Below are 22194 nucleotides of genomic sequence, written 5' to 3' on the forward strand. Positions count from 1 at the left end.
CGAAGCGAAGTGAGTACGCCATCCACATCCCGCTGCACTAAACCGGCAGCGCATGCGTCGACAAAATCTCCTTGAGCACCATGAACGAGCGCACCTGCCGGACGCCGGGCAGGTACAGCAGCTGTTCGGCGTGCAAGCGATTGAAGCTCTCGTTGTCGCGCGTGCGGACCAGCATGAAGTAGTCGAATTCGCCGGTCACCACGTGGCACTCGACGCACCCTGACACCTTCTGCGCGGCCTTCTCGAATTCGGCGAACGCCTCCGGCGTCGAACGATCGAGCACGAAGCCGATCACGACCAGCATCCCGGCACCGAGCGGCTTCGGATCGAGCAACGCGACGATGCCGCGGATCAACCCCATCTCCTTCAGCCTCTCGACGCGCCGCAGGCATGCCGGCGCGCTCAGCTTCACCTTCGCGGCGAGGCTCACGTTCGAGATCGACGCGTCCTGCTGCAGCTGCCGCAGGATCGCGCGGTCGATGCGATCGAGCGCCGGCGCGGCATCGGCGGGGGCGGCGCTGCTGCGATCTAATTTCATTGCGTCTCCGATCGATTCTGCGAACCAAAATTATATGCCTCTGCTTTTCTACATCGATAACGTAGGCGTTCATCATTTATTTCGCAAGCTCATTTCCCGGCGTCCTGCCTATCATCTTTGCATCGGGACACGGCGCACCGGCCGCACGCGACCGATCCGATTTCCTGCCCACCGTCTTTCGGAGACTGTCGATGAACCTGCAACGTTTCCCCCGTTATCCGCTCACGTTCGGCCCGACGCCGATCCAGCCGCTCAAGCGCCTGAGCGCGCATCTCGGCGGCAAGGTCGAGCTGTACGCGAAGCGCGAGGACTGCAACAGCGGCCTCGCGTTCGGCGGCAACAAGACGCGCAAGCTCGAATACCTGATCCCCGACGCGCTTGCGCAAGGCGCCGACACGCTCGTGTCGATCGGCGGCGTGCAGTCGAACCAGACACGCCAGGTCGCGGCCGTCGCCGCGCATCTCGGGATGAAGTGCGTGCTCGTGCAGGAACATTGGGTCAACTACGAGGATCCGGTGTACGACCGCGTCGGAAACATCCAGCTGTCACGAATGATGGGCGCCGATGTGCGGCTCGTCGCCGACGGTTTCGACATCGGCATTCGCCGCAGCTGGGAAGAAGCGATGGAGAGCGTGCGGCAGGCGGGCGGCAAGCCGTATCCGATTCCGGCCGGGTGTTCCGAGCATCCGCTCGGCGGACTCGGGTTCGTCGGCTTCGCGGAAGAAGTGCGCGAGCAGGAAGCACAGCTTGGCTTCAAGTTCGATTACATCGTGGTCTGCTCGGTCACGGGCAGCACGCAGGCGGGGATGGTCGTCGGCTTCGCGGCCGACGGGCGCGCGGATCGCGTGATCGGCATCGATGCGTCGGCGAAGCCGGAGCAGACGCGCGAACAGATCACGCGCATCGCGCGGCATACGGCCGAACTGGTCGGCCTGGGGCGCGATATCGAAGAGAAGGACGTCGTGCTCGACACGCGCTATGCCGGGCCGGAATACGGACTGCCGAACGATGGCACGCTGGACGCGATTCGTCTGTGTGCGCGACTGGAAGGCGTGCTGACCGATCCCGTCTATGAAGGGAAATCGATGCACGGAATGATCGACAAGGTGCGGCGCGGGGAATTCGAGCCAGGGTCGAAGGTGCTGTATGCGCACCTTGGCGGGGTACCGGCATTGAGCGCGTATAGCGGGATTTTTCGGGAAGGCTGATCTGGCGACGCAGCAGACCGGCGAGGCCTGCGTGAGGTCGGCACTGCCTCGCGGGTGGGCCGCCTCCTGTCGATTCCCACTGGAAAGCCGCCTCGATCCGAGCGGAATCGCGACCGACCGGTACGTGAAGGTCGACGACTGCGTCTGGTCCTTCACGTGGATCCACGACATCGTGCTGCCAATGACGGACAGCCCCTGCGCGCAGCGGCCGACAGCAGCAGCCGCGGCGCCGGCAAACGGCGAACCGTTTCCACTTTCCTCATGTTTTATTTGCGCCGCACTGCTTCGCGCTATCCCGCCCGCGCGGGCGCGTACCCGGCTTGCGCGCGGCGAGGCGAATACAATTCACCCACGCCGACACGCAGTCCAAGGCTCTCTCAGGCTCTCTGTGGCTCTCTTCGAATCGTTCAGTCACGCGCTGGCTGCCGCGTTTCGCCGGGCCGAATGTGTCGACACCGGCCCCCAAACCTGACGCGACAAACAATAGTGACGCGGTGAGCAATAATAATGGAGAAAAATGGCATGTCAAGGTGATTCGCATTTTCAAAGTTTGCGTATTGCGTCACTTTTGAATATGCTCTTCGTCGCTCAAACCCAGGAGACCCCATCGAGATGCCCAATAGCGAGCAGGCCAACGTCGATCTCATCACCGCCACCAAGGTGCACGATCTGCTGACGCGCAACGGCATTCCGCCGCGCAGTCACAACACCACGATCGCGAACGTGCTCGGCCTCAGTTTCTCGGTCGTCACGCGCAAGATGAAAGGCCTGATCCCGTGGAACCTGTCGCAGTTGCAGGACATCGCGACGCACTTCGGCGTGCCGCCCGCGATCCTGCTCGACGACAAGGGCACGCAACCGGCCGCCGCCGAGATGATCGATGCGACGCTCGTGATCGAGTCGCGCCGCTTTCGCTGCCGTGCGGCGATCTCGGCGAAGGCCAGCAGCCAGATCGACACGGATTTCGTCGCGCTGCAGTGGCAGGGAGAATGGATCGTCACCGAACGCCAGCACGCGCGCGAAGGCCGCCTCTATCCGGTCGACGTGATCGAACTGCGCTCGAGCCAGCCGACCGTCTACGCGGCGCGGATCGCGGTGGTCGACGATTCGCAGGACGTCGCCGAAACCGTATGCGAATACTTCCTCGAAAAAGGCGTGAACGCGATTCCGTACTACGACGGCGCGTCGTTCCGCAAGGCGCTGGAGCTCGAGGATTTCGACGCCTACATCCTCGACTGGATGCTCGGCGACGAGACCGCGGCCGAGCTCGTGCGCGGCATCCGGTCGAGCGAAAACGGCGGCGCGCCGATCTTCCTGCTGACCGGCAAGATCTCCACCGGCGAGGCGAGCGAGGACGAAATCGCGCACATCGTGTCGCACTACAACGCGCGCTGCGAGGAGAAGCCGGTGCGCCTGCCGATCCTGTTCGCCGAAGTCGCCCGCGAACTGAAGCTCACGCAGCCGGCGCCGGCCGCGGTCGCCGCCGCGAATTGAGAGCCCCCCCGAAAACCCATCACCACGCGCACACGAACGAAGGGACCGACATGCGAATTTCGACCATCTGGATCAAGAGCCTGCTCACCGCCGGCCTGCTCGGCATCGCCGCCGCGAGCTGGGCCGCGTCGTTCACGTTCACCGTCGACGGCAAGATCGGCCGCAGCAACCAGCCCGGCAAGACGGTGTTCGTCTTTACCGAGCAGGCGCTGATGGCGCTGCCGCAGCACACGATCGTCACGTCGACGAGCTGGACGCCGAAGGCGACCTTCACCGGCCCGCGCCTGTCCGACGTGCTGAAGACCGTCGACGCGCACGGCACGCAGATCGAGTTCCGCTGCATCGACGAATACACGTTCACGATCCCCGTGTCCGATGCCGACAAGTACGGCGTGATCCTCGCGCGCACGATGAACGGCAAGGTGCTCGGCAACGACAACTACGGCCCGCTGTGGATCATGTATCCGCGCGACCAGTACCCCGACGAGCTGAAGACGCCGCTCGGCGAAGCCAAGTTCGCGTGGCAGATCATCGGCCTGACCGTGAAGTAAGCGCGCGGCATGATGCGCGGGCGGTGGAAGAACAGAAAAATCATCCTGGTCCTGGGATCGCTGTGGATCCTGGGATTCGCCGCGTGGGCATTCCTGCTGTGGGACCTGCTCGCGACGTCGGTCAACGAGGGTGTGCTCGAGGGGCCGCGCGAAGGCGTGTTCTGGACCGCCGCGCAATACCGGAACGCGTATGCGCGCTTCGACCGGCAACTGATCCTCTACTCGACGCACGTGGACGACGACTTCGACCACGTTCAGATGCAGCTCGACAGCCTGTCGGTGTCGTTCGGGTTCCTGCAGCGGCCGTCCGAAGTGTCCGAATACTGGCTGCGCATCCCGCGCGCGCGTGCCGAAATCGCGGTGCTCGGCGCATTCATGGCGCGCCTGAAGCACGACGTGCCGCTGCTGCGCGATGCGCGGAACGATGCGCCACACGTGATCGACGACGTCAACGCGTACTGGCCGAAGGTCAACGGCCTCGCGAACTACTTCCGCGCGATCGAGATGGCGCAGCGCGACTTCACGTTCCATCAGCTGAAGGAAAAGCAGCGGGCGATCCTGTCGCTCGGCATCATCCTCGGCGTGATCCTGTGCGCGCTGTTCCTGCTGCTGTTCTATACGATGCGCACGCGCGACGACCTGCTCGAACGACAGGACGCGGCGCTCGATGCGGAGCGCAAGGCATCCGATCGCGCGTTCGAGATGATCGAGGCGAAGAACGCGTTCCTCGGGATGGTCAGCCATGAACTGCGCACCCCGCTGCAGGCGATCTGCGGATCGATCGAGATCCTGCTCGCGCGGCCGCAATCCGACGCGAACCTGAAGACGATCCGGCGGCTGCAAAATTCCGCGTCGTCGCTCGAAGCGCTGGTCAAGGACCTGACCGACTACATCAAGCTGCGCTCGACCAAGCGCCTCGCCGAAACCGAAACCGTCGACATGGCGTCGCTGCTCGCCGAGGTGCTCGATCCGCTGCGCGAGAAGATCGCGGCCAAGCGGATCGCCGTCGCACAGCGCGTCGAGCCTCGCGACCTCGCGATCCGCTCCGATCGCAAGCTGTTGCGTCAGGTGTTGTCGAACCTGATCGAGAATTCGGTGAAATACACCGTCGACGGATCGATCGACGTATCGGTCATGCTCGTCGACGCACCGGCCGGCCGGCAACTGAAACTCGTCGTGCGGGACACGGGCGCCGGCATCGCAAAGCAGCATCTGTCGAAGATCTTCGAGCCGTTCTATCGCGCGAACGACGCGGTCGGCCTGCATGTGGACGGCATCGGGATGGGGCTCGCCGTCGTGCGCGAGATCGTGACGACGCTGCGCGGCCACGTGGACGTGCGCAGCGTCGTCGGCGAGGGCAGCGAGTTCGTCGTGACGCTGCCTGCCGAGGTGCCGGATGCCGGCGAAACGGCCGGCGACGCGCCGGCGTGGCCGGCCGCCGCCACGCACCGCAACCGCCGCGCGCTCGTGGTCGACGACAACGACAACGCGCGCGAAACGCTCGGCGCGATGCTGTCGGCGCTCGGCCTCGACGCCGATCTGTGCGGCACCGGCCAGGAAGGCGTCGCCCGTTTCGGCGACACGCATTACGACCTCGTCGTGCTCGATCTCGAGTTGCCCGACCTGAGCGGCTTCGAAGTCGCGCACCGCATCCGGATGGTCGCGCAACCGGACGACGACGGAAAGTTTCCGTCCATTGTCGGTGTCAGCGCATATGAATCGGCCGCGCTGCGCGAGAACCAGCGGGTGTTCGACGAATTCCTGCCGAAGCCTGTTCACCTGCGCGAACTTGGCGCGCTCGTCGAGAAGCTGCTCGGCTGAGCGTGGCCGCGACGCGTGACGGGCGGACCCTCTGACCGCCCGTGGCGCGGTTCCGCGCCTACTCGCCGATCAGATGCAGCACGATATCGCGACGATGCGGGGCGCGACGATGCTCGAACAGATAGATTCCCTGCCAGGTGCCGAGCACCATGCGTCCGTGCTCGACCGGGATCGACAGCTGCACCTGCGTGAGTGCCGTACGCAAATGGGCGGGCATGTCGTCGGCGCCTTCGGTGTCGTGCTCGTAACGCGTGTCGTCCTCGGGCGCGAGCGTCGCGAAGTAGCGTTCGAGATCGCGCTGCACCGACGGATCCGCGTTCTCCTGGATCAGCAGCGAGGCGGACGTATGGCGGCAGAACACGGTGAGCAGGCCGGTGCGAATCGACTGCTGGTCGACGAACGCGCGCACCTGCGGCGTGAATTCGACGAGGCCGCTGCCGCGCGTGTCGACGGCGATGTGCGTGATGGCCTGTTGCATGGCGATGCCTTCAGGCCAGCGCGGCGAAGCCGTCGGCTTCGATCTGCTGTGCATCGGCGGGGCGCACGACGCGTGCGACCTCGACGCCGTCGCGCAGGAACACCAGGGTCGGCCACAGCTTCACGCGGAACGAACGGCCGAGCGGGCGGCCCGGGCCGTCCTCGATCTTCAGGTGGCGCACGGCGGGGTGTGCCGCGAACGACGCCACGATCGCGGGTTGCGCGCCCGCGCAGATCCCGCACCAGTTCGCGCCGAATTCGATGACCGTCGCGCCGGCGAGTGCGTCGACTTCCGCGCGCGTGGGCGCTTCTTCGGAATAGCGTTGCGGGGTGTGCATCGGTGCCCTCATGTGCAATTCTGGAACGTGATCGCGCCGGGTCGGCGGGTGCGATCGGCGATGTCCTACTGTAGCGGAAAAGCCGGCGCGATGCCGGCGCGCGGACGCGCAAACCCGCCGTCGCAATGGCCGACGCCTGCCGTGCGCCGCCTGCGCATGACGCGCAATTCCCGTTCCTCCGTCGCGCCGCCCCTCCGGATGACACGACAAGAATCGGAGCGCCGCGCGGCCGCGACGGGATCAGCATGCGGACTGACCCGCCAACGAAACGAAGGCCCCGACCATGAACGCTCCGCATCGCGTCACCGAACCGAACATCCTCTATTTCGGCACGCCCGTCGTGCTGGTCAGCACGCTGAACGAGGACGGCACAGCAAATCTTGCGCCGATCTCGTCCGCGTTCTGGCTCGGCTGGCGCGGCGTGATCGGCATCGCCGCCAGCTCGCAGACCACCCGCAACCTGCTGCGCACCGGCGAATGCGTGCTGAACCTGCCGTCGCCGGCGCAGGCGCACGCGGTCGACCGGATCGCGCGCACGACAGGCACCTGTCCGGTGCCCGACGGAAAGCGGGCCAAGGGTTATGTTTACGAACCCGACAAGTTCGGCACGGCCGGGCTTACCGAGGCGGCATCGCAAACCGTGTCGCCGCCGCGCGCGCTCGAATGCCCGGTTCACCTGGAATCGGTCGTCGCGGCCGCGCACGGCCTCGCAGACGAAACACCCGACCTGCGCGGCAAGATCACGCTGTTCGAGCTGCGCATCCAGCGCGTGCACGTGCATCCCGACCTGCTGATGGATGGCCATCCGGACCGCATCGATCCCGACAAATGGTCGCCGCTGATCATGAGCTTCCAGAAGTTCTATGGACTCGCGCCGCATCAGGTGCACGCGTCGCGGCTCGCCGAGATTCCCGAGCACGCGTATCGCAGCCCCGACATCGAGCGCTCGCGCGACGCGGCCGCGCCGGCCGGTACGCCACGGCCGATCGGATAAGATACGGCCGGCCACCCTCATTGGCCCATGACCGAACCGACGGAGTGTTTTCAGTGATTCAAGCTACCCCAGTATTCAAGGACAACCTCGCGCAATTGCCGGCCATCGACGGCATCGCACGCATCGATCTCGTCGGCGCGAACGGCGACGTGGTCGCCACCATCGAGAACCAGCCCGGCAAACAGGGTTCGCTCGCCGTGTACCACTACCTGAAGCAGGCATTCGGCACGCTTGACGCGAAGGCTGCCGAGCATGGCTTGGCCGTGTTCGCCGAGCACACCGCCGATGCGCGCAACCGCCCCGGCGCACACCCGAACGTCGATCGCCTGCTCGCGATCGTCGCCGGCGGCGAAGCGCTGCGCATCGACGTCGTCGCGAAGGGCTGAGCGACGGCCGGGGCAATGATGCCGCGCGTCGATGCGCGGCACGCACATGCATCTCGCCAATGGGCGCAGGCGTATGCACGCACCTGCCGTGATACCCGTGCCCGCATTCAACGCGATCGATGACGGCCTCGCCCCCCGTCATTTTCACGATTTGATGTCCTGATTCAAACCCTCCTCCGCGAAAATCACCGGCCATCTCGACGGCAAATCACGTCGTCCGTCATTCGAAGACGCCGAAGCGCTCGCGACACATCCCACCGCCCGCCAAGCATGTAGGCCCATCGCGGCACCACATATCGTCCATGCATCGAGCATGCCGGCATGCTCGCGCAAACACGGCGCCGACAACCCGTGCGATCGATGCCCGGTCGTTCGCAACACACGCATCGCGAAAACTCCCTCGCATCGCATTAGTACGTGTATCAATTGATGACGACCGCATTTAATACTCGTCCCATTTAAATCGCATCCCAGGTTACCCAAAATTGCCATGGGTTGAGTCGAATCCAACGCATCGCCCTCCCCGGCACGGACCCGTCCGTATCAAAAATCCGGCCAATGCGATGCACGCGATCGACCTCTAAGGCAGGCAGCGTCCCTTCCCCTCGTCAACCACTCCCGTGAAACGGAAGCAACGGCACCGCCCGGATTTATCCCGGCGCGGTACGGCTCGTTGCGTCCTGCGCGAGGCGACGGACGCCGCATCGAATACATCGGTAGCGAAGGTATATGCATACGGCACTCGAACAGCAACGCGCCGCCGCTCCGTCGGCGATCCATGGGTTCCTCACGCGCATCGTCGACATCACGCTGATCGCGCTCGGCGCCGCGGCGGCAGCCTGGTTTTCTCCCGGCGACGGCATCGATCCGTCCGACAACGTGGCGATCGTCGCGAGCACGGCAGTGTTCGCGATGATCCTGTTCCCGGCGTTCGGCGTGGCGCGCATACCGCGCGATCGCGCGACCGGTCGCATCGTATTCCTTACCGTCTCGGCATGGCTGCTCGCGCTCGCCGGATCGGCAATCGTCATGTTCGCGATGCGCGGCGCGTTGCCGGTGCCGCCGAGCGGATTCCTGCTCTGGGCGGCGGCAAGCGGCATCGCACTCGTCGCGTTTCGGCTCGCCGTATGCGCGACAGTCGAACGGATCGTCCACGTGGGCGAACGCACCAGGCCAGTCGCGATCGTCGGCGGCGGTGCACATTGCGTCGCCGTGCTCGAACGGATCGCGCAATCGCCGTCGGCGCGCTATCGCGCGGCAGCCGTGCTCGATCCGGACCGCTCCGCACAACCCGGCGCGAACGGCATCGAAGCCTTTTCGACGCTCGACGCGTTCGCCGCGCACGTGCGGGCGCATGCGATTCCGGAAGTCTGGATCGCGCTGCCGATCACTGAAACCAGCGCCATCGTTCGCGTGCTCGATACATTCCGGCACGACCTCGTCGACGTCCGCCTCGTACCCGACGTCAGCCAGCTCGCGATGTTCGACGGCGCGATGGTCGATCTGGTGGGTGCGCCGGCGATCAACCTGGTCGCCTCTCCGCTGTCGCCCCGCGCGCTGCTTCAGAAAGCGATTTTCGATCGGTTGTTTGCGGCGGCGGTGCTGGTCGGCACGGCGCCGCTGCTGCTCGCGATCGCGCTGGCCGTCCGGCTGTCTTCGCCCGGCCCCGTGCTGTTCCGCCAGTTGCGCAAGGGCGCGAACGGCAAGGCGTTCGCGATCTACAAGTTCCGCACGATGCACATGCATGCCGACGCGGACGGCGGCGTGCGGCAAGCGACGCCCAACGATCCACGCGTGACCCGCATCGGCGCGTTCCTGCGCCGCACGAGCCTCGATGAAATGCCGCAGTTCATCAACGTGCTGCGCGGCGAGATGTCCGTCGTCGGCCCGCGTCCGCACGCGCTCGAACACGACGACCTGTATCACACGATCGTCGACGGCTACATCCATCGCTATCGCGTCAAGCCCGGCATCACCGGCTGGGCGCAAATCAACGGCCTGCGCGGCGAAACCGACCGCATCGAGAAGATGCAGCGCCGCGTGGAAGCCGATCTTCATTACCTGCGCAACTGGTCGTTCGCACTCGACATGCGCATCGTCGCCGCGACGATCACGTCCGGCTGGACACATCACAACGCGTACTGATCACGCGCGGGGCGCCGCCGCACGGCGCCCATCCCTGGAGAAAGCCATGCCTATGGAATCCGCCGCAAACGTGCGGCCCGGAGCCGCGCGCCCGCGCGGCGCCCGCCTGTTGCCGATCCTGTCGATCGCGACGCTCAGCGTCGCGCTGTCCGCCTGCGCGCTCGCCCCCGGCATGCGCATGGCCGAATCGCCCCCGTCTTCCGCGGCGGATGCCCGGCCCGATGGTGAAACGCCGCATTACGAGATCCGGAAAATCGGCCCCGACCTGATTCGCCAACTGAAGGCGCAGGCGGCACGGCAACAGGCCGCGCAGGCCGATCTGCTGACGGCGTCGCCCGGCGCTTACCGGATCGGCCCGGGCGACGTGCTGCAGATCACCGTATGGGATCACCCCGAGCTGGCGGCCGCGCAAGGCGCGGCAGCGCCGAACGCGCCGCACGCCGCCGATCCCGTCACCGGTTTCGTCGTCGACCAGAACGGCGATCTTGCATTCCCGTTCGCCGGCCGGGTTCACGTCGCGGGCCTCACCGCCGACGCCGCGCGCACGCGCGTCGCCGATGCGCTCGCGCGCGCCTACCGCAATCCGCAGGTCACGCTGCGCGTCGCGTCGTTCCGTTCGAAGCAGGTCTATATCGACGGCGAAGTCCGCGCGCCAGGCAACCAGCCTGTCAACGACGTGCCGATGACGCTCTATGAAGCGCTCGGCCGCGCAGGCGGCCTGAATCCGGCCGCCGATCAGAGCCGGATGACGCTCGTGCGCGACGGCGTAACGCATCCGCTCGACCTGACGCAGTTGCTGCGCCAGGGCCGCAACCCGGCCGACATCGTGCTCGCCGCTGCGGCTGAATCTGCCGATGCTGTTCTCGCCCGGGCCGAAGGAAATCGCCATGCAGGGGTTTGTGTGGATCGCGCTGGCCGCCGCGTGGCGGCGCGCGCCCGGCGACGGCCTGTTGGCCCGCGACGTGCTCGCGTCGCTCGTCATCGGGCATGTCGCCGTGTCGATGCTGTTCGAGCCCGATCTCGGCAGCTACACGCGCCATTTGTCGAGCGTGTCGCTGCTGTGCGCGATGCAGTTCGTCGGTTTCGCGCGCCCGGTACGCCGGGCAGGTCGGTCGGTGTCCGTGCCGGGCGCCGATAGCGGCGCCGCAAGCGGTGTCGAAGCGCACGTGCCTCCGTCCGCCATCTCGCCTTCGCGGCGCACGGTTCGGAGGTACATGTGATCGCAAACATCCGGCGCCAGCCGATCTACCTGAACATCCAGTCCGCACGGGCGCTCGCCGCGCTCGCGGTGGTCGCCTATCACTTGCACGTGCTGCCGTCCGGGCAGGCCGGCGTCGACGTCTTCTTCGTGATCAGCGGCTTCATCATGTCGTGCGTCGCGCCGCACGAGGGGCGCGACTTTCTCGTCAAGCGCCTGATCCGGATCGTGCCGCTCTACTGGGTGACGACGCTCGGCATCTACGCGATCGCGCTGCTGCGTCCTCACTGGCTGAACACGACGACGGCGGCGCCCGACTATCTCGTCAAGTCGCTGCTGTTCATCCCGTACGTAAAGGAAAACGGCCATTGGGGGCCGCTGAATCTCAACGGCTGGACGCTTGAGTACGAGATGCTGTTCTATCTCGTCGTCGCGGCCGCGCTCGGCTGCGTGCGTGCACGTCATGCGACCGTGTTTGCCGCGCTGACGCTTGCGTTGCTGTGCGCATGCGTGGCCGTTTTCGACCCACGCGGCGCGACCGTCGTCGGCCATCTCGGTCAGCCATTCGTGCTGGAGTTCGGTCTTGGCGTCGTGGCGCACCCGACGCCACCAGCCCCAGCAGCGACACGCCCGCCGCGAGCAGACGCTTGCCGCCGCTCGACTTGCCGCGACGGCGCGCCGTTTCCCCGACCGCGCACCAACCACCCTGCGCTTCGCTCCATACCAATGAATAGGCCCTGTTCATTTTGGTATCCTCTTTAATTTGTTGTGGAAGCCCCGCCTTTCTGGACGGACCGATCACGCCTGCTCAGAAATACTGAGCGGCCTGAACCCATACGCTCGGCGCGGGGGTCGGCGAACCGAACGCCGCGCCGAGCGGCCACGCGGCCGTCAGCGTCACCTGGCGCTTCGCGCCGTACCAGCTCGCGCCAATGCCACCGGCCTGCATGTTCTGCATGTTTCGTTCGTGCGTCCACGGGTGCTTGTTGTCCTGCACGCGCCCGGCATCGACGAATGTGCTGACCTGCCACCCCGGCGCGACGAGATAACGCAACTCCGCGCTGGCCTGCCAGCCCTGGTCGCCGCTGCCGGCACCGAGCGCATACGCGCGCACGCCGTACGGGCCGCCAAGACTGAACTTCTCCGATTCATCGAGGTTGTGCGATGCAAGCTGCGCGCTGAATTGCGTGTACAACTCGAACCGGCGCCCCAGCGCCTGCACACGCAGCGCGCTCACATTCAGCTTGGCAAAACTTCCGATCGACTTCTTCCACGTATCCGCCCCGAACGGATCGTTGTTGCGCAGCCGTCCGATGCCGAACATCACCGAGAACCCGTTGCGGCCGCCGCCCAGCAAGCCGTCCTGACTATTGCCGCTGACGCCGAAGGTCCACAGGCCGACGTTCTTGTCGCGCCGGACGTCGAATATGCCGTAGTCGTCGCGCAGGTTCTTGTTTTCGTACTGGATCTGCGCGGTGACGCTCAGGTTGCGCGCGCGCACGAGTGGCTGCGTCACGTACGCGGTTTGCACGCTCGCGCGGCCTTGAGATTCGAGATCGGAAAAAGCGCCGCCGAGCCGGTAGCGCAGCGACGAATACGCGACGCCGACCCGCGTCGACGCGGGCCCGACCGGTACCTGGTAGGCGGCACGGTAGTAGCGCTGCAACCCGTTGCTGAGGAGCCCACGCACGCTCAGGCGATCGCCGAGCCGCAGCGGTGAATTGACGTCGACACTGGCGCCGAGACGGTAGCGCCCGAGCGCTACGTCGCCGAAGTTGTCGAATTCGAGCGATCCGGACGCGAGCGGCCCTTTGTCGGCGTCGACGACGAGATCAGTGGTGCCGGGCATTTCGCCCGGACGCAACGTGCCACGCGCACTGACGCCGGCCAGGTCGTCGAGCAGCAACAGGCGGCGCTCGAGATCGGGCCCGCGTACGACATCGCCCGGACGCAGCGCCGAGAGCGGCTGGCGCAGCGCGACGCCGAACACGCGCGAATGGTTCTGGATCTTGATTTCGCCGTAGCGCCCTTCGGCGATCTCGATACGCACGACGCCGTCGTCGATGTCCTGGCGAGGCAGGTATGCACGTGCAAGCACGTAGCCATGGCGGCGATAGTACGCGGTGATGCGCCCCGCAGCGCGTTGCAGTTCCGCGAAACTCAACGTGCCGCCAGCCAGATCGGCGACGAGCGGCAGCAGTTTGTCGCTGGCGAACACGGTATTGCCGTCGAGCGCGAACGCGCGAACGAACACGCGCGGCCCGGACTCCGGCGCGCTCTCGGCGGCCTCTTGAGACGGCGGTACCGTCAGCTCGGGCGTGGTTTCCGCCGGCAGATCCGGACGCGGCGCCTCGATGTCGCGCATCGCGCGACCCGCGTCCGGGACTTGCGCATGTGCCGACCCGAACAGGCCCGCAGCACCGCCGCAGATCAGGGCAACGCACAATGCGTGACGGGCCCTCGGCGCCACGCTTGCTCCACGCGACACGACATACAAACAGGCGCCGGGTGACCGCGTCGCCTCAACGTTACCGATTTCGACGCGACGACGGCCGACGACTTGCATAGGATCTACTCGCATGGAACACATTCGGACCTCGCCGGCGAGGCACTCGCCAGCTTTAACTCAAGCGCCGAATGCTACAGACAGACATTTCGCATGTATTTAGATCACGTACGAAAATTCGTGACCGAATTGTTAATTGCGGGTGCAACTGCACGATGCGTGATCCGGGTCGCGTCACGCACGACTTCCCGCACGAGACGCGAGCAGAACTGCCGGCGTGACGCGAGATTGAAACCCGTGTCATAGAGCACGCCGATCCGGCGCATTGCCACGTCGACGAGGCCGTGCCGCCGCGCGGCGTCGGGCGGCTGCTTCAATCGCGCGATCACGCACGCGCCGCGATCCGAGCGTGCGAGAAACCGCGACATCGTCGTCACGCGCGACAGCGGAAACGTGCTTTCCGCGACGAGCGGCTCGCCGCCGCGCTCGCGACTTCGAGAAACGGCCGCACCGTCACGCGGATGAAGACGATGTCGCCGATCTCGGGTTCGACCGGCAACGGCATCGTGTCCGGCTCGACCGTACCGACAGCGAAAAGATGGCGCCAGCGTATGCCCTGCCGGCGCACCATGAGCAGCTGAGAACCCGTGTCGATCGACATGCGAACCTCACTCGAGCGGGATGACCGCGAGCATGTCAGCCGCGGCCACATCGCGCATCGGGGAATCGCTCCGCGCCCCGCGGGAGCGAATTCCGGTACTGGCGCGCGGCGCGCGCGCAATCGTCAGCGATTCGCGCCCAGCGCCACGCGCAGCCGCTCCATCAGCCGTGTGTAGTGCCGCACCACATCGGCCTTGTCCGCCACGTTCGCGGTCGAGAACCGCTCGGACCACGCCGCCTTCCATTCATACGTGCCGTGCACGCTGCGGTCGCCGTCCGGCGCGTGGATCAGCGAACGGATCCGAGCGTCGCGGCCCGGCCCCGTATGCATCTCGAACAATGCGTGGATGAACGTGTGATACGCGTCGTACACGTCGTCGTCGAACAGGTAGCGGTAGATGTGAAACGTGCGGTCGAGTTCGCGCTTCGCGCGGATCACGTCGTCAGGGGAGATGTCCTTCCAGTAGCCGATCCACGTGTAGAAGCACAGCAGCGCATTGAGCTGTGGCGCGACCGTGTCGTACAGCGTGAGCCGCTTCTCGATCAGCCGCTGGTTGGTCCACTGCACGAGCTCGAGCCGCTTCAGCCGGCGCGCGACGAGCCAGCCCAGGCACGCGACCGACAACGGCGTCAGCACGCCGAGCACGAGCTTGACGATTTCCAGCGAATTCCACGGATTGTTGAATGGCTGCATGAATGGCTCGACAAGAAAGACGCACCGCCCGGCGGATCGCATCGCGCACGGCGCGCGTGTTCGTCGATTGCCTCGCGGTTGACCGTTAGTTGCTTGCGCATCGAAGCCGCACCGTGATGCAGCCGGTGCGCGGCGATGCGGCTCGTCCCGCCAGTGTATCGGCCGAATGTCACCGACCGGTGACGATTTGCCGAATCGTCGTCATGCAACCGCCCGCGTTACGTCGGCAGCGCCGACGTGAGCTTGACCTTCTGCATCGGAATGTCGGTCTTGACGCTCAGCACGCCCGGGATGCGCGTCAGGTATTCCATCTGGAAGCGCCGGTAGTCGTCGATGTCGGCGGCCACCACGCGCAGCAGGAAATCGCAGTCGCCGGCCATCAGGTGGCATTCGACCACTTCCGGCATCTGCTGGACAGCCTCGGCGAAGCGGTTCACGGATTCCGCGTCCTGCCCCTTCAGCCACACGCGAGTGAAGATCGTCAGCCCCTTGCCGACCTTCGCCGGGTTCAGCACGGCCACGTACTTCTCGATCACGCCCGCTTCCTCGAGCAGCCGCACGCGCCGCAGGCACGGCGACGGCGACAGCCCGACCTCGTGCGCGAGTTCCACGTTCTGCATGCGGCCGTCACGCTGCAGCGCGCTCAGGATCCGCCGGTCGATAGCATCCAGCTTCATTGGCATCAAATTCCAAAAAAATCGCAAATCACTCGTTCGATGCCAAATTCTCAGGAATATTGGTCCGCAACGCAACCCAATTCGAGTCAAAAAAGCAGACAATCCTACTCCCCCGAAGGAGGAGTAATGAGCAGTAGCGTTTCAACGTCGTCCGGGCTTCGCGACAAGCCCGCCTATGTCGCCGAGATGGGCCGCGGATTGCGCGCGGCGCTGCCCGTCATGCTGGGTTTCGTGCCGTTCGCGCTGGTGCTCGGCGCACAGGCCGCGCAAAAAGGGCTGAGCCTGCTCGAGGTCCCGATGATGACGGGCCTGAACTTCGGCGGCGGCTCCGAATTCGCGGCGATCCATCTGTGGACGTCGCCACCGCATATCGCGCTGATCGTCGCGATGTCGTTCCTCGTGAATTCGCGCCACATCCTGATGGGTGCCGCGTTCGCGCCATACATCCGGCGCCTGCCGCGCCGCCGCGCGTTCGCGGCGCTGTTCTTCATGTGCGACGAAAGCTGGGCGATGTCGCTCGCCGACGCGCGCTCGCGCTCGGCCTCGCACATCAGTGTCCCCTATTACGCGGGCATCTGTTCCGGGCTGTACCTGACGTGGATCTCGATGACGACGCTCGGCGCGGCGGTCGGCCCGACGATCGGCAACGTCGAGCAGTACGGCTTCGACATGGCATTTACGGCCGTGTTTCTGGTGCTGCTGCGCGGAATGTGGAAGGGCATGCGAGCGGGCCGCCCGTGGTTCGTGAGCCTTGTCGTCGCAGCCGGCACGCACCTGGCCGTGCCCGGCGCGTGGTACGTCGCGGCCGGGGCGTGCGCGGGGCTGATCGCCGCGCTGCTGTGGGAGCCGCGCGATGCTGCCTGATTTCGCGACGGTCGCGACCATCGTGCTGATGGCGTCGACCACCTACCTGTCGCGCGTGCTCGGCTACGTGCTGCTGCGCAACCGCACGCTGAGCCCGCGAATGGCATCGGTGATGGAAAACGTGCCGGGGTGCGTGCTGATCTCGGTAATCGCGCCGGCCTTCGTGTCGACGCGCCCGGCCGACCTGCTCGCGCTCGCCGTCACGCTGATCGCGGCGACCCGCCTGTCGATCCTGCCGACCGTGATCGTCGGCGTCGTGTCGGCCGGCCTGCTGCGGCATCTGCTCGGGTAATCGGATCACGCGGGCGGCACATCGAACCGGAAGACGGGCGCGCGATGCGCCCGTTTTCGTGTCCGCGTGCGGGGTGCGGTGCGCTGAGGTGCGCTGAGGTGCGGCATGACACGACACAACATGCGCCGCGACGGGATGCTAGCCTTGCGGGTGTACCCGCGATGCCTTTCCCCTCTCATTACCTACCTGCGAGGATCGTCCCGATGCAAGAAACCCGCCCGCTGTTCGACCGCGTCCTGCTCACCAACGACGACGGATTCGACGCCCCCGGCCTTGAAGTGCTCGAACAGGTCGCCACGCAACTGGCGCGCGAAGTCTGGATCGTCGCGCCGGCGGAGGACCAGAGCGGCACGTCGCATTCGCTGAGCCTGCACGAACCGCTGCGCGTGCATCGCAAGGGCGAGCGCCGTTTTGCCGTGCGCGGCACGCCGGGCGATTGCGTCGCGATCGCGGTCAGCCACCTGATGAAGGACGCGCGGCCCGACTTCGTGCTGTCCGGCGTCAATCGCGGCGCGAACCTCGGCACCGAAACGGTGTTCTCCGGCACGGTCGGCGCCGCGATGACGAGCATGCTGGTCGGCGTGCCGGCGATCGCGCTGAGCCAGGCGTTCGTCGACCGCAACGCGGTGCCGTGGCATACGGCGCTCACGCACGCACCGGACGTGATTCGCCGGCTCGTCGCGGCCGGCTGGGACAGCGACGCCTGCCTCAACGTGAATTTCCCGGCGCGGCCGGCCGACGACGTGCGCGGCCTGAAGGTGACGAACCAGGGCGCCGGCACGCTGCAAGGCGTCGACATCGTGTCGGGGCGCGATCCGCGCGACATCGAATACCACTGGCTGAAACTGGCGCGCGCACCGCGCGACGACGATGCGGATTCGGAAACGGCCGCGCTCGGCGAAGGCTATATCGCGGTCACGCCGCTGAAGTTCGAACGCACGCACGATCAGGCGCTCGCGCGGCTGCGGTCGAACCTCGGCTGACCTGGAGAGCCTTTACCGGTCACGTCAGGTTCATTCCCCCGTCGAGCATCACGATCTCGCCCGTCACATAATCGGACGCGACGAGCATCGCAACCGTCTGCGCGACGTCGTCCGGCGTCGCCGCACGGCGCATCGGCGCGCGCTCGCGCCAGAGCTGCTGCGCGTCGGTCCAGTCCGCGGTCAGCGGCGTATCGACGAGCCCCGGCGCCACCGCATTGACGCGAATCGCCGGCGCGAGCGTACGCGCCAGCAAGCGAGTCGTGTGATTCAGCGCGGCCTTCGCCGCCGCATAGGGAATCGACGCCCCCTTCGGCCGCACGCCGGCGTGCGAACTGACGTTGACGATGCACCCGGCACGCCCGCCCGACGCCGCCTCGAGCAGCGCGGGCTGCGCTTCGGCGACGAGCCGAAACGGCGCGATCACGTTGATCTCGTGCATCTCGCGCCACACGTCGGGCGTCGCGGCGGCGAGATCGTCGTGCGGAATCACGCGGCTGACGCCCGCATTGTTGACCAGCACGTCGAGGCGGCCATGCACCGCCAGCGCGTCGCGAATCAACCGCACGCGTTGCGCGTCGTCGGCGAGATCGGCCTGCACGTAGGTCGCGCCGAGTTCGCGCGCCATCGCACGACCGGTGTCGGCGGAACTGCGTGAATGGAGGATCACCGCGTAGCCGTCCGCCGCCAGGCGTCGCGCGATGGCCGCGCCGATTCCCGACGTCGATCCGGTGACGAGCGCGACAGGCCGATGCACGCGCGACGCGCGCGGCTCGGCGACGGTTTCGGTTTCAGGTTCCGTTTCGGAGGTCGGGGCGTTGATCGGCGGATGCGGCGCGTCCATGGCGTGGAATCCTGTCAGTGGCGTTCCCGCATCATAAGCATGACGACGGCCGATGCGGATGCGTGCCGTCTACGGCCGTTTCGGCAGGTCGACGAAATCCTCGAGCTCGCCGGCGATGTAAAGCCGCTTGCCGATTCTCGGGTATTCGCAGACGTCGTGTTCGAGGCGCTGGCCGAGGATGAACAATTCCAGCGGCACCTCGCCGGTGTTCTGCAACGTGTGTGCGTCGCCGCCGCGCGGAAAACCGAGGAAATCGCCCGGCCCGATTTCGCACGTGCGTTCGCCGATCGTGACCGAGCCGGTGCCGGACAGCACGTACACGCATTCTTCCTCGTACAGGTGGCGGTGATACTCGGCCGATTCGTGCCCGGGCATCAGGGTGAGCAGGTGCGCGCCGATCTGCGTGAGGCCGGTCAGGTCGCTGAGCTGTCGTTTGAGGCGAACGGCATTGGGATTGAGCGAATGCACCGCGCGCGTCGGTTCCATCTTCGCGATGTCGGCGGCTTTCAGCAGCTCCCGGGGAGGTGTCGTGGACATGGGGATCTCGTCGGCGTGAATGCTGCGGTTGAGCGCGCCGCCCGGGCCGGCACGGCGCGCATGCCGCGTTATTGTCCGACATTTTCACGCAGACGAGCTGCACATCTCCAGATACGGATAGCCGGCGGCGGCACGCGCGCGACGCATTCGCCGCCGCTCAACCCACATGCACGCCGCGCAGCGTCGTCAGCAACGCGACGAGACGGTCGACGTGCTCGTCCTCCGTGCGCCACGACGACACGCTGATCCGGAACGCCGGCCGCCCCTGCCATACGGTCTGCCCGAACCATACGTCGCCCGAATCCTGCGCGGCCTGAAGGATCGCGATCGTCTCGTCGTCGGTGCCGGCGCGCACGAGCACCTGGTTCAGCACGACACGGTTCAGCACGTCGTAGCCGGCCGCGCGCAGGCCGTCCGCGACGCGCTGGGCCTGTGCGCAATGCCGCTCGACCATCGTCGCCACGCCGGCGCGGCCGAGCGCACGCAGCGCGGCCCACACCGGAATGCCGCGCGCACGCCGCGAGAATTCGAGGTTCAGGTTCTTCTGCGCATCCTGCGCGCCGCTCAGGTAGACGGCATCGCTGTTCATCGCGGTCGCGAGCGCGGCCGCGTCGCGGCAGATCACCATCGCGCCGTCGTACGGCGTGTTGAGCCACTTGTGGCCGTCGGTGGTCCAGCTGTCCGCGCCGTCGATGCCGTCGGTCAGCGCGCGCTTCGACGACGCGCGCGCCCACAGCCCGAACGCGCCGTCCACGTGCACCCAGGCACCGGCGGCCTTCGCGCGCGGAATCAGCGCCGCGAACGGATCGAATTCGCCGGTGTTCACTTCGCCGGCCTGCACGCAGAGGATCGTCATGTCGTCGAGCGGCGGCAATTGCGCGGGGTCGATGCGGCCGTGCGCGTCGACCGGCGCGACGATCAGGCGCTTCATCCCGAAGCCGAGCACGCGCAGCGCCTTCTTCACGGTGATGTGCGCGAGCTCCGAGAGCACGACCTTCACCTCGGGTGCGCCGATCAGGCCGTCCGCGTCGACGTCCCAGCCCTTGCGCGCGAGCAGCGCACGCCGCGCGGCCACCAGCGCGACCAGCGTGCAGGCCGTCGCGCTCGTGCCAAAGCCGACCGCGCTGCCTTCCGGCAGCCCGAGCACGTCGACGACCCAGCGCGCGGCCTGCCGCTCGATCGTCGCGGCCACCGGCGAATTCGCGAACGACGACGCGCACTGGTCCCACGCGAGCATCAGCCGCTCGGCGGCTGCTGCGGCCGGCAGCGTCGCGCCGATCACGAAGCCGAAGTAGTTCGGGCCGTTCGATGCGACGGTCGCGGGCGTGCCCTTGTCGTCGAGCAGGCGCAGCACGTCGTCGGCCGGGCGGCCCGCATCGGGCAGCGGCTCGTCGAAGGCCGCAAGACCCGCGAGCGCCGCGGCGTCGGGATAGGCGCGCCGTTCGTCGGTCGCGGCGAGATACGCGTGCGCGCGCCGGTCGGCATCGGCCAGCAGGGCGAGTTCATCCATGTCGATTGCCTCTGTGAAGATCAGAGTTGCAGGAGGTCGCGGCCCAACCGATGCAGCGCATCGTCGATCCGCTTGTAGTACGTGAACTTGCCGACGCGCGTCGCCCGCACGAGCCCGGCATCCGCGAGGATCCGCATGTGGCGCGTGGTCGTCGCCGGCGCGATGCCGAGCTTCTCGGTGATGTACGTGCAGCACACGCCGAGCTCGTCGAAGTCGCCGTGGGGCTGCGGCGGGAAATGCTTGCGCGGCTGCTTGAGCCAGCGCATCACGGCCAGACGGCTTTCGTTGGCCAGTGCGCTGATGCGGGTGACGTCGTCCATGGTTCCGGTCTCGTTTGACGTTTTGAATATTAGCTAAATGACGAAACGTGGACAACCCGCTTCGCGGGCGATCTTGCGTTCGCTGTCGCGGGGGAAGCGGCCCCGTTCCGCTACTACGCCGCATTTGGCGTCATCGCGTCGGACGCTGACGCGCGAACGCATCGGCCGCGGCGCGATCCGGTTGCGCTCACCCCGCCGCCAACGCCTGCGCCAGCCGTTCGATCAGCGCCCGCACGCGCCGCGGCTGCACCGCACCGCCCGGGTAGACGATCTGCAGGTCGACCTCGCCCGGCGAGAACTCGCGAAGGATCTCGACCAGCGCGCCGGACGCCAGATCCTGCTCGACGTCGAGCAGCGACTTCAGCGCAATCCCGTGCCCCGCGACGCACCACGCGCGCACGAGCGCGCCGTCGTTGGCGACGCGCCGGCCACGCACCGTCACGCGCTTCGGTTCGTCGTCGATACGGAACGGCCACTCGGCATACAGCTCCTGGCCGAAGCGCATCACGATGCAGTCGTGCGCGGCAAGCTCGGCCGGATGCCGCGGCGTGCCGTGCGCGGCGAGATACGCAGGCGCGGCGCACACCACGCGGCGCGAGCGGCCGAGCGAGCGGCCGCGCAGCGCGCTGTCCGCGAGCTGGCCGCGACGGATCGCGAAGTCGAGCCCCTGCCCGACGAGATCGACGTAGCCGTCGCCGAGATGCAGGTCGACCGTGACGCCCGGGTGCTCGGCCAGGAACGCGTCGACCACCGGCACGACGCGCGCCTGCCCGAGATCGGCCGGCGCGCTCAGCCGCACGGGCCCCGACAGCGTCTGCGCGCCGAGCCGCACGCGGCTTTCGAGTTCGTCGGCCTCGGCGAGCAGGCGCCGCGCGCCCGCGACCAGCGTGCGGCCCTCGTCGGTCAGGCTGATCGCGCGGGTCGTGCGCGTGAGCAGCGCCGCGCCGTAGTGGCGCTCGAGCGCCGTCAGCCGCTCGGAAACCGTGGCAGGCGACAGGCCGACCTCGCGGCCGGCCGCGGCCAGCCCGCCCTTCTCCACGATGCGCAGGAACAGCGCGAGGTTGTCGAGCAGCATTCTTCGCTTCCTCCGAAGGATATTTTCGAAGTCTGCCCAATTATCCGGATGAACCGCAAGCGCTAGAGTGAACGCTCACCTTGCC

General features: G+C 66.8%; 22 protein-coding genes and 3 pseudogenes. 12 read left to right on the forward strand and 13 right to left on the reverse strand.

What is annotated here, in order from left to right; translation table 11 throughout:
- Nucleotides 1–37 precede the first annotated feature (37 nt).
- Complete coding sequence (locus tag DID98_RS12960; RefSeq protein ID WP_124487057.1) at nucleotides 38–538, reverse strand: Lrp/AsnC family transcriptional regulator; 501 nt, start codon at nucleotides 536–538, stop codon at nucleotides 38–40.
- Between the two features lie 191 nt (nucleotides 539–729).
- Here DID98_RS12960 and DID98_RS12965 point away from each other — a divergent pair, with 191 nt between their 5' ends.
- From DID98_RS12965 to atsR, 4 genes are all read left to right on the forward strand, one after another.
- Nucleotides 730–1746, forward strand: a complete 1017-nt coding sequence (locus DID98_RS12965; protein WP_124487058.1) for a 1-aminocyclopropane-1-carboxylate deaminase — start codon at nucleotides 730–732, stop codon at nucleotides 1744–1746.
- Nucleotides 1747–2358: 612 nt separating this feature from the next.
- Complete coding sequence (locus DID98_RS12970) at nucleotides 2359–3240, forward strand: helix-turn-helix domain-containing protein (RefSeq protein WP_124487059.1); 882 nt, start codon at nucleotides 2359–2361, stop codon at nucleotides 3238–3240.
- 50 nt (nucleotides 3241–3290) lie between these two features.
- Nucleotides 3291–3791 carry a molybdopterin-dependent oxidoreductase gene (locus tag DID98_RS12975; protein ID WP_124487060.1) on the forward strand — a complete coding sequence of 167 codons (501 nt, stop codon included), beginning with the start codon at nucleotides 3291–3293 and terminating at the stop codon, nucleotides 3789–3791.
- A 9-nt stretch (nucleotides 3792–3800) separates the two neighbouring features.
- A complete protein-coding gene (gene atsR, locus DID98_RS12980; RefSeq protein ID WP_124570827.1) occupies nucleotides 3801–5612 on the forward strand; it encodes a hybrid sensor histidine kinase/response regulator AtsR in 1812 nt (603 codons plus the stop codon).
- A gap of 58 nt (nucleotides 5613–5670) precedes the next feature.
- Here the strand turns inward: atsR and DID98_RS12985 are convergent, their stop codons facing one another.
- Both DID98_RS12985 and DID98_RS12990 read right to left on the reverse strand, forming a co-directional pair.
- Nucleotides 5671–6090, reverse strand: a complete 420-nt coding sequence (locus tag DID98_RS12985; RefSeq protein WP_124520877.1) for a secondary thiamine-phosphate synthase enzyme YjbQ — start codon at nucleotides 6088–6090, stop codon at nucleotides 5671–5673.
- 10 nt (nucleotides 6091–6100) lie between these two features.
- Nucleotides 6101–6427, reverse strand: coding sequence for a thioredoxin family protein (locus DID98_RS12990; protein WP_047901862.1), 327 nt, complete (start codon nucleotides 6425–6427; stop codon nucleotides 6101–6103).
- A gap of 283 nt (nucleotides 6428–6710) precedes the next feature.
- Here DID98_RS12990 and DID98_RS12995 point away from each other — a divergent pair, with 283 nt between their 5' ends.
- The 5 genes and pseudogenes from DID98_RS12995 to DID98_RS13020 form a co-directional block, all read left to right on the forward strand.
- Nucleotides 6711–7421, forward strand: a complete 711-nt coding sequence (locus tag DID98_RS12995) for a flavin reductase family protein (RefSeq protein WP_124520879.1) — start codon at nucleotides 6711–6713, stop codon at nucleotides 7419–7421.
- A gap of 53 nt (nucleotides 7422–7474) precedes the next feature.
- A complete protein-coding gene (locus DID98_RS13000) occupies nucleotides 7475–7807 on the forward strand; it encodes a DUF2322 family protein (RefSeq protein WP_124487065.1) in 333 nt (110 codons plus the stop codon).
- Between the two features lie 729 nt (nucleotides 7808–8536).
- Nucleotides 8537–9952, forward strand: a complete 1416-nt coding sequence (locus DID98_RS13005) for an undecaprenyl-phosphate glucose phosphotransferase (protein WP_124520881.1) — start codon at nucleotides 8537–8539, stop codon at nucleotides 9950–9952.
- A 109-nt stretch (nucleotides 9953–10061) separates the two neighbouring features.
- Entirely contained in the window at nucleotides 10062–11090 is a 1029-nt protein-coding gene (locus tag DID98_RS13010) for a polysaccharide biosynthesis/export family protein (RefSeq protein ID WP_260427831.1), read from the forward strand.
- A gap of 78 nt (nucleotides 11091–11168) precedes the next feature.
- Nucleotides 11169–11675 (forward strand): annotated as a pseudogene (locus DID98_RS13020) (acyltransferase family protein); the annotation flags it as partial.
- A gap of 136 nt (nucleotides 11676–11811) precedes the next feature.
- On the opposite strand, the pseudogene DID98_RS36245 reads toward DID98_RS13020, so the two are convergent.
- The 5 genes and pseudogenes from DID98_RS36245 to DID98_RS13045 all read right to left on the reverse strand — a co-directional run.
- Nucleotides 11812–11895 (reverse strand): annotated as a pseudogene (locus DID98_RS36245) (ESPR-type extended signal peptide-containing protein); the annotation flags it as partial.
- A 63-nt stretch (nucleotides 11896–11958) separates the two neighbouring features.
- Nucleotides 11959–13515 carry a ShlB/FhaC/HecB family hemolysin secretion/activation protein gene (locus DID98_RS13030; protein ID WP_260426241.1) on the reverse strand — a complete coding sequence of 519 codons (1557 nt, stop codon included), beginning with the start codon at nucleotides 13513–13515 and terminating at the stop codon, nucleotides 11959–11961.
- A 362-nt stretch (nucleotides 13516–13877) separates the two neighbouring features.
- Nucleotides 13878–14317: pseudogene (locus DID98_RS36530) on the reverse strand (YiiX/YebB-like N1pC/P60 family cysteine hydrolase); the annotation flags it as partial.
- 123 nt (nucleotides 14318–14440) lie between these two features.
- Nucleotides 14441–15010 carry a hypothetical protein gene (locus tag DID98_RS13040; RefSeq protein ID WP_124520883.1) on the reverse strand — a complete coding sequence of 190 codons (570 nt, stop codon included), beginning with the start codon at nucleotides 15008–15010 and terminating at the stop codon, nucleotides 14441–14443.
- A gap of 218 nt (nucleotides 15011–15228) precedes the next feature.
- Nucleotides 15229–15687, reverse strand: coding sequence for an Lrp/AsnC family transcriptional regulator (locus DID98_RS13045; protein ID WP_006486309.1), 459 nt, complete (start codon nucleotides 15685–15687; stop codon nucleotides 15229–15231).
- 126 nt (nucleotides 15688–15813) lie between these two features.
- On the opposite strand from DID98_RS13045, the gene DID98_RS13050 reads away from it, so the two are divergent.
- From DID98_RS13050 to surE, 3 genes are all read left to right on the forward strand, one after another.
- Complete coding sequence (locus DID98_RS13050) at nucleotides 15814–16551, forward strand: AzlC family ABC transporter permease (RefSeq protein ID WP_124487066.1); 738 nt, start codon at nucleotides 15814–15816, stop codon at nucleotides 16549–16551.
- The gene (locus DID98_RS13055; RefSeq protein ID WP_162999222.1) at nucleotides 16541–16843 is read left to right on the forward strand and encodes an AzlD family protein; all 303 of its coding nucleotides are present in this window, start codon (nucleotides 16541–16543) and stop codon (nucleotides 16841–16843) included. Before DID98_RS13050 ends, DID98_RS13055 begins: the two co-directional genes overlap by 11 nt.
- Before the next feature lie 203 nt (nucleotides 16844–17046).
- Complete coding sequence (gene surE, locus DID98_RS13060) at nucleotides 17047–17826, forward strand: 5'/3'-nucleotidase SurE (RefSeq protein WP_124487067.1); 780 nt, start codon at nucleotides 17047–17049, stop codon at nucleotides 17824–17826.
- 19 nt (nucleotides 17827–17845) lie between these two features.
- Here surE and DID98_RS13065 read toward each other — a convergent pair whose 3' ends face one another.
- The 5 genes from DID98_RS13065 to DID98_RS13085 all read right to left on the reverse strand — a co-directional run bounded on the left by DID98_RS13065 (nucleotide 17846) and on the right by DID98_RS13085 (nucleotide 22109).
- Entirely contained in the window at nucleotides 17846–18667 is an 822-nt protein-coding gene (locus DID98_RS13065) for an SDR family NAD(P)-dependent oxidoreductase (RefSeq protein ID WP_124570828.1), read from the reverse strand.
- A 69-nt stretch (nucleotides 18668–18736) separates the two neighbouring features.
- Nucleotides 18737–19204: a cupin domain-containing protein gene (locus DID98_RS13070; RefSeq protein WP_044845430.1), complete on the reverse strand. Its 468-nt coding sequence runs from the start codon at nucleotides 19202–19204 to the stop codon at nucleotides 18737–18739.
- A 157-nt stretch (nucleotides 19205–19361) separates the two neighbouring features.
- Nucleotides 19362–20714: a pyridoxal-dependent decarboxylase gene (locus tag DID98_RS13075; RefSeq protein ID WP_124520889.1), complete on the reverse strand. Its 1353-nt coding sequence runs from the start codon at nucleotides 20712–20714 to the stop codon at nucleotides 19362–19364.
- 20 nt (nucleotides 20715–20734) lie between these two features.
- On the reverse strand, nucleotides 20735–21034 hold the full coding sequence (locus tag DID98_RS13080) for a helix-turn-helix transcriptional regulator (protein ID WP_040139054.1): 300 nt from the start codon (nucleotides 21032–21034) through the stop codon (nucleotides 20735–20737).
- A gap of 187 nt (nucleotides 21035–21221) precedes the next feature.
- A complete protein-coding gene (locus DID98_RS13085) occupies nucleotides 21222–22109 on the reverse strand; it encodes a LysR family transcriptional regulator (RefSeq protein ID WP_124570829.1) in 888 nt (295 codons plus the stop codon).
- Nucleotides 22110–22194: the final 85 nt, after the last annotated feature.

The sequence above is a fragment of the Burkholderia sp. Bp8984 genome, from assembly GCF_003853755.1.
Taxonomy (GTDB): domain Bacteria; phylum Pseudomonadota; class Gammaproteobacteria; order Burkholderiales; family Burkholderiaceae; genus Burkholderia.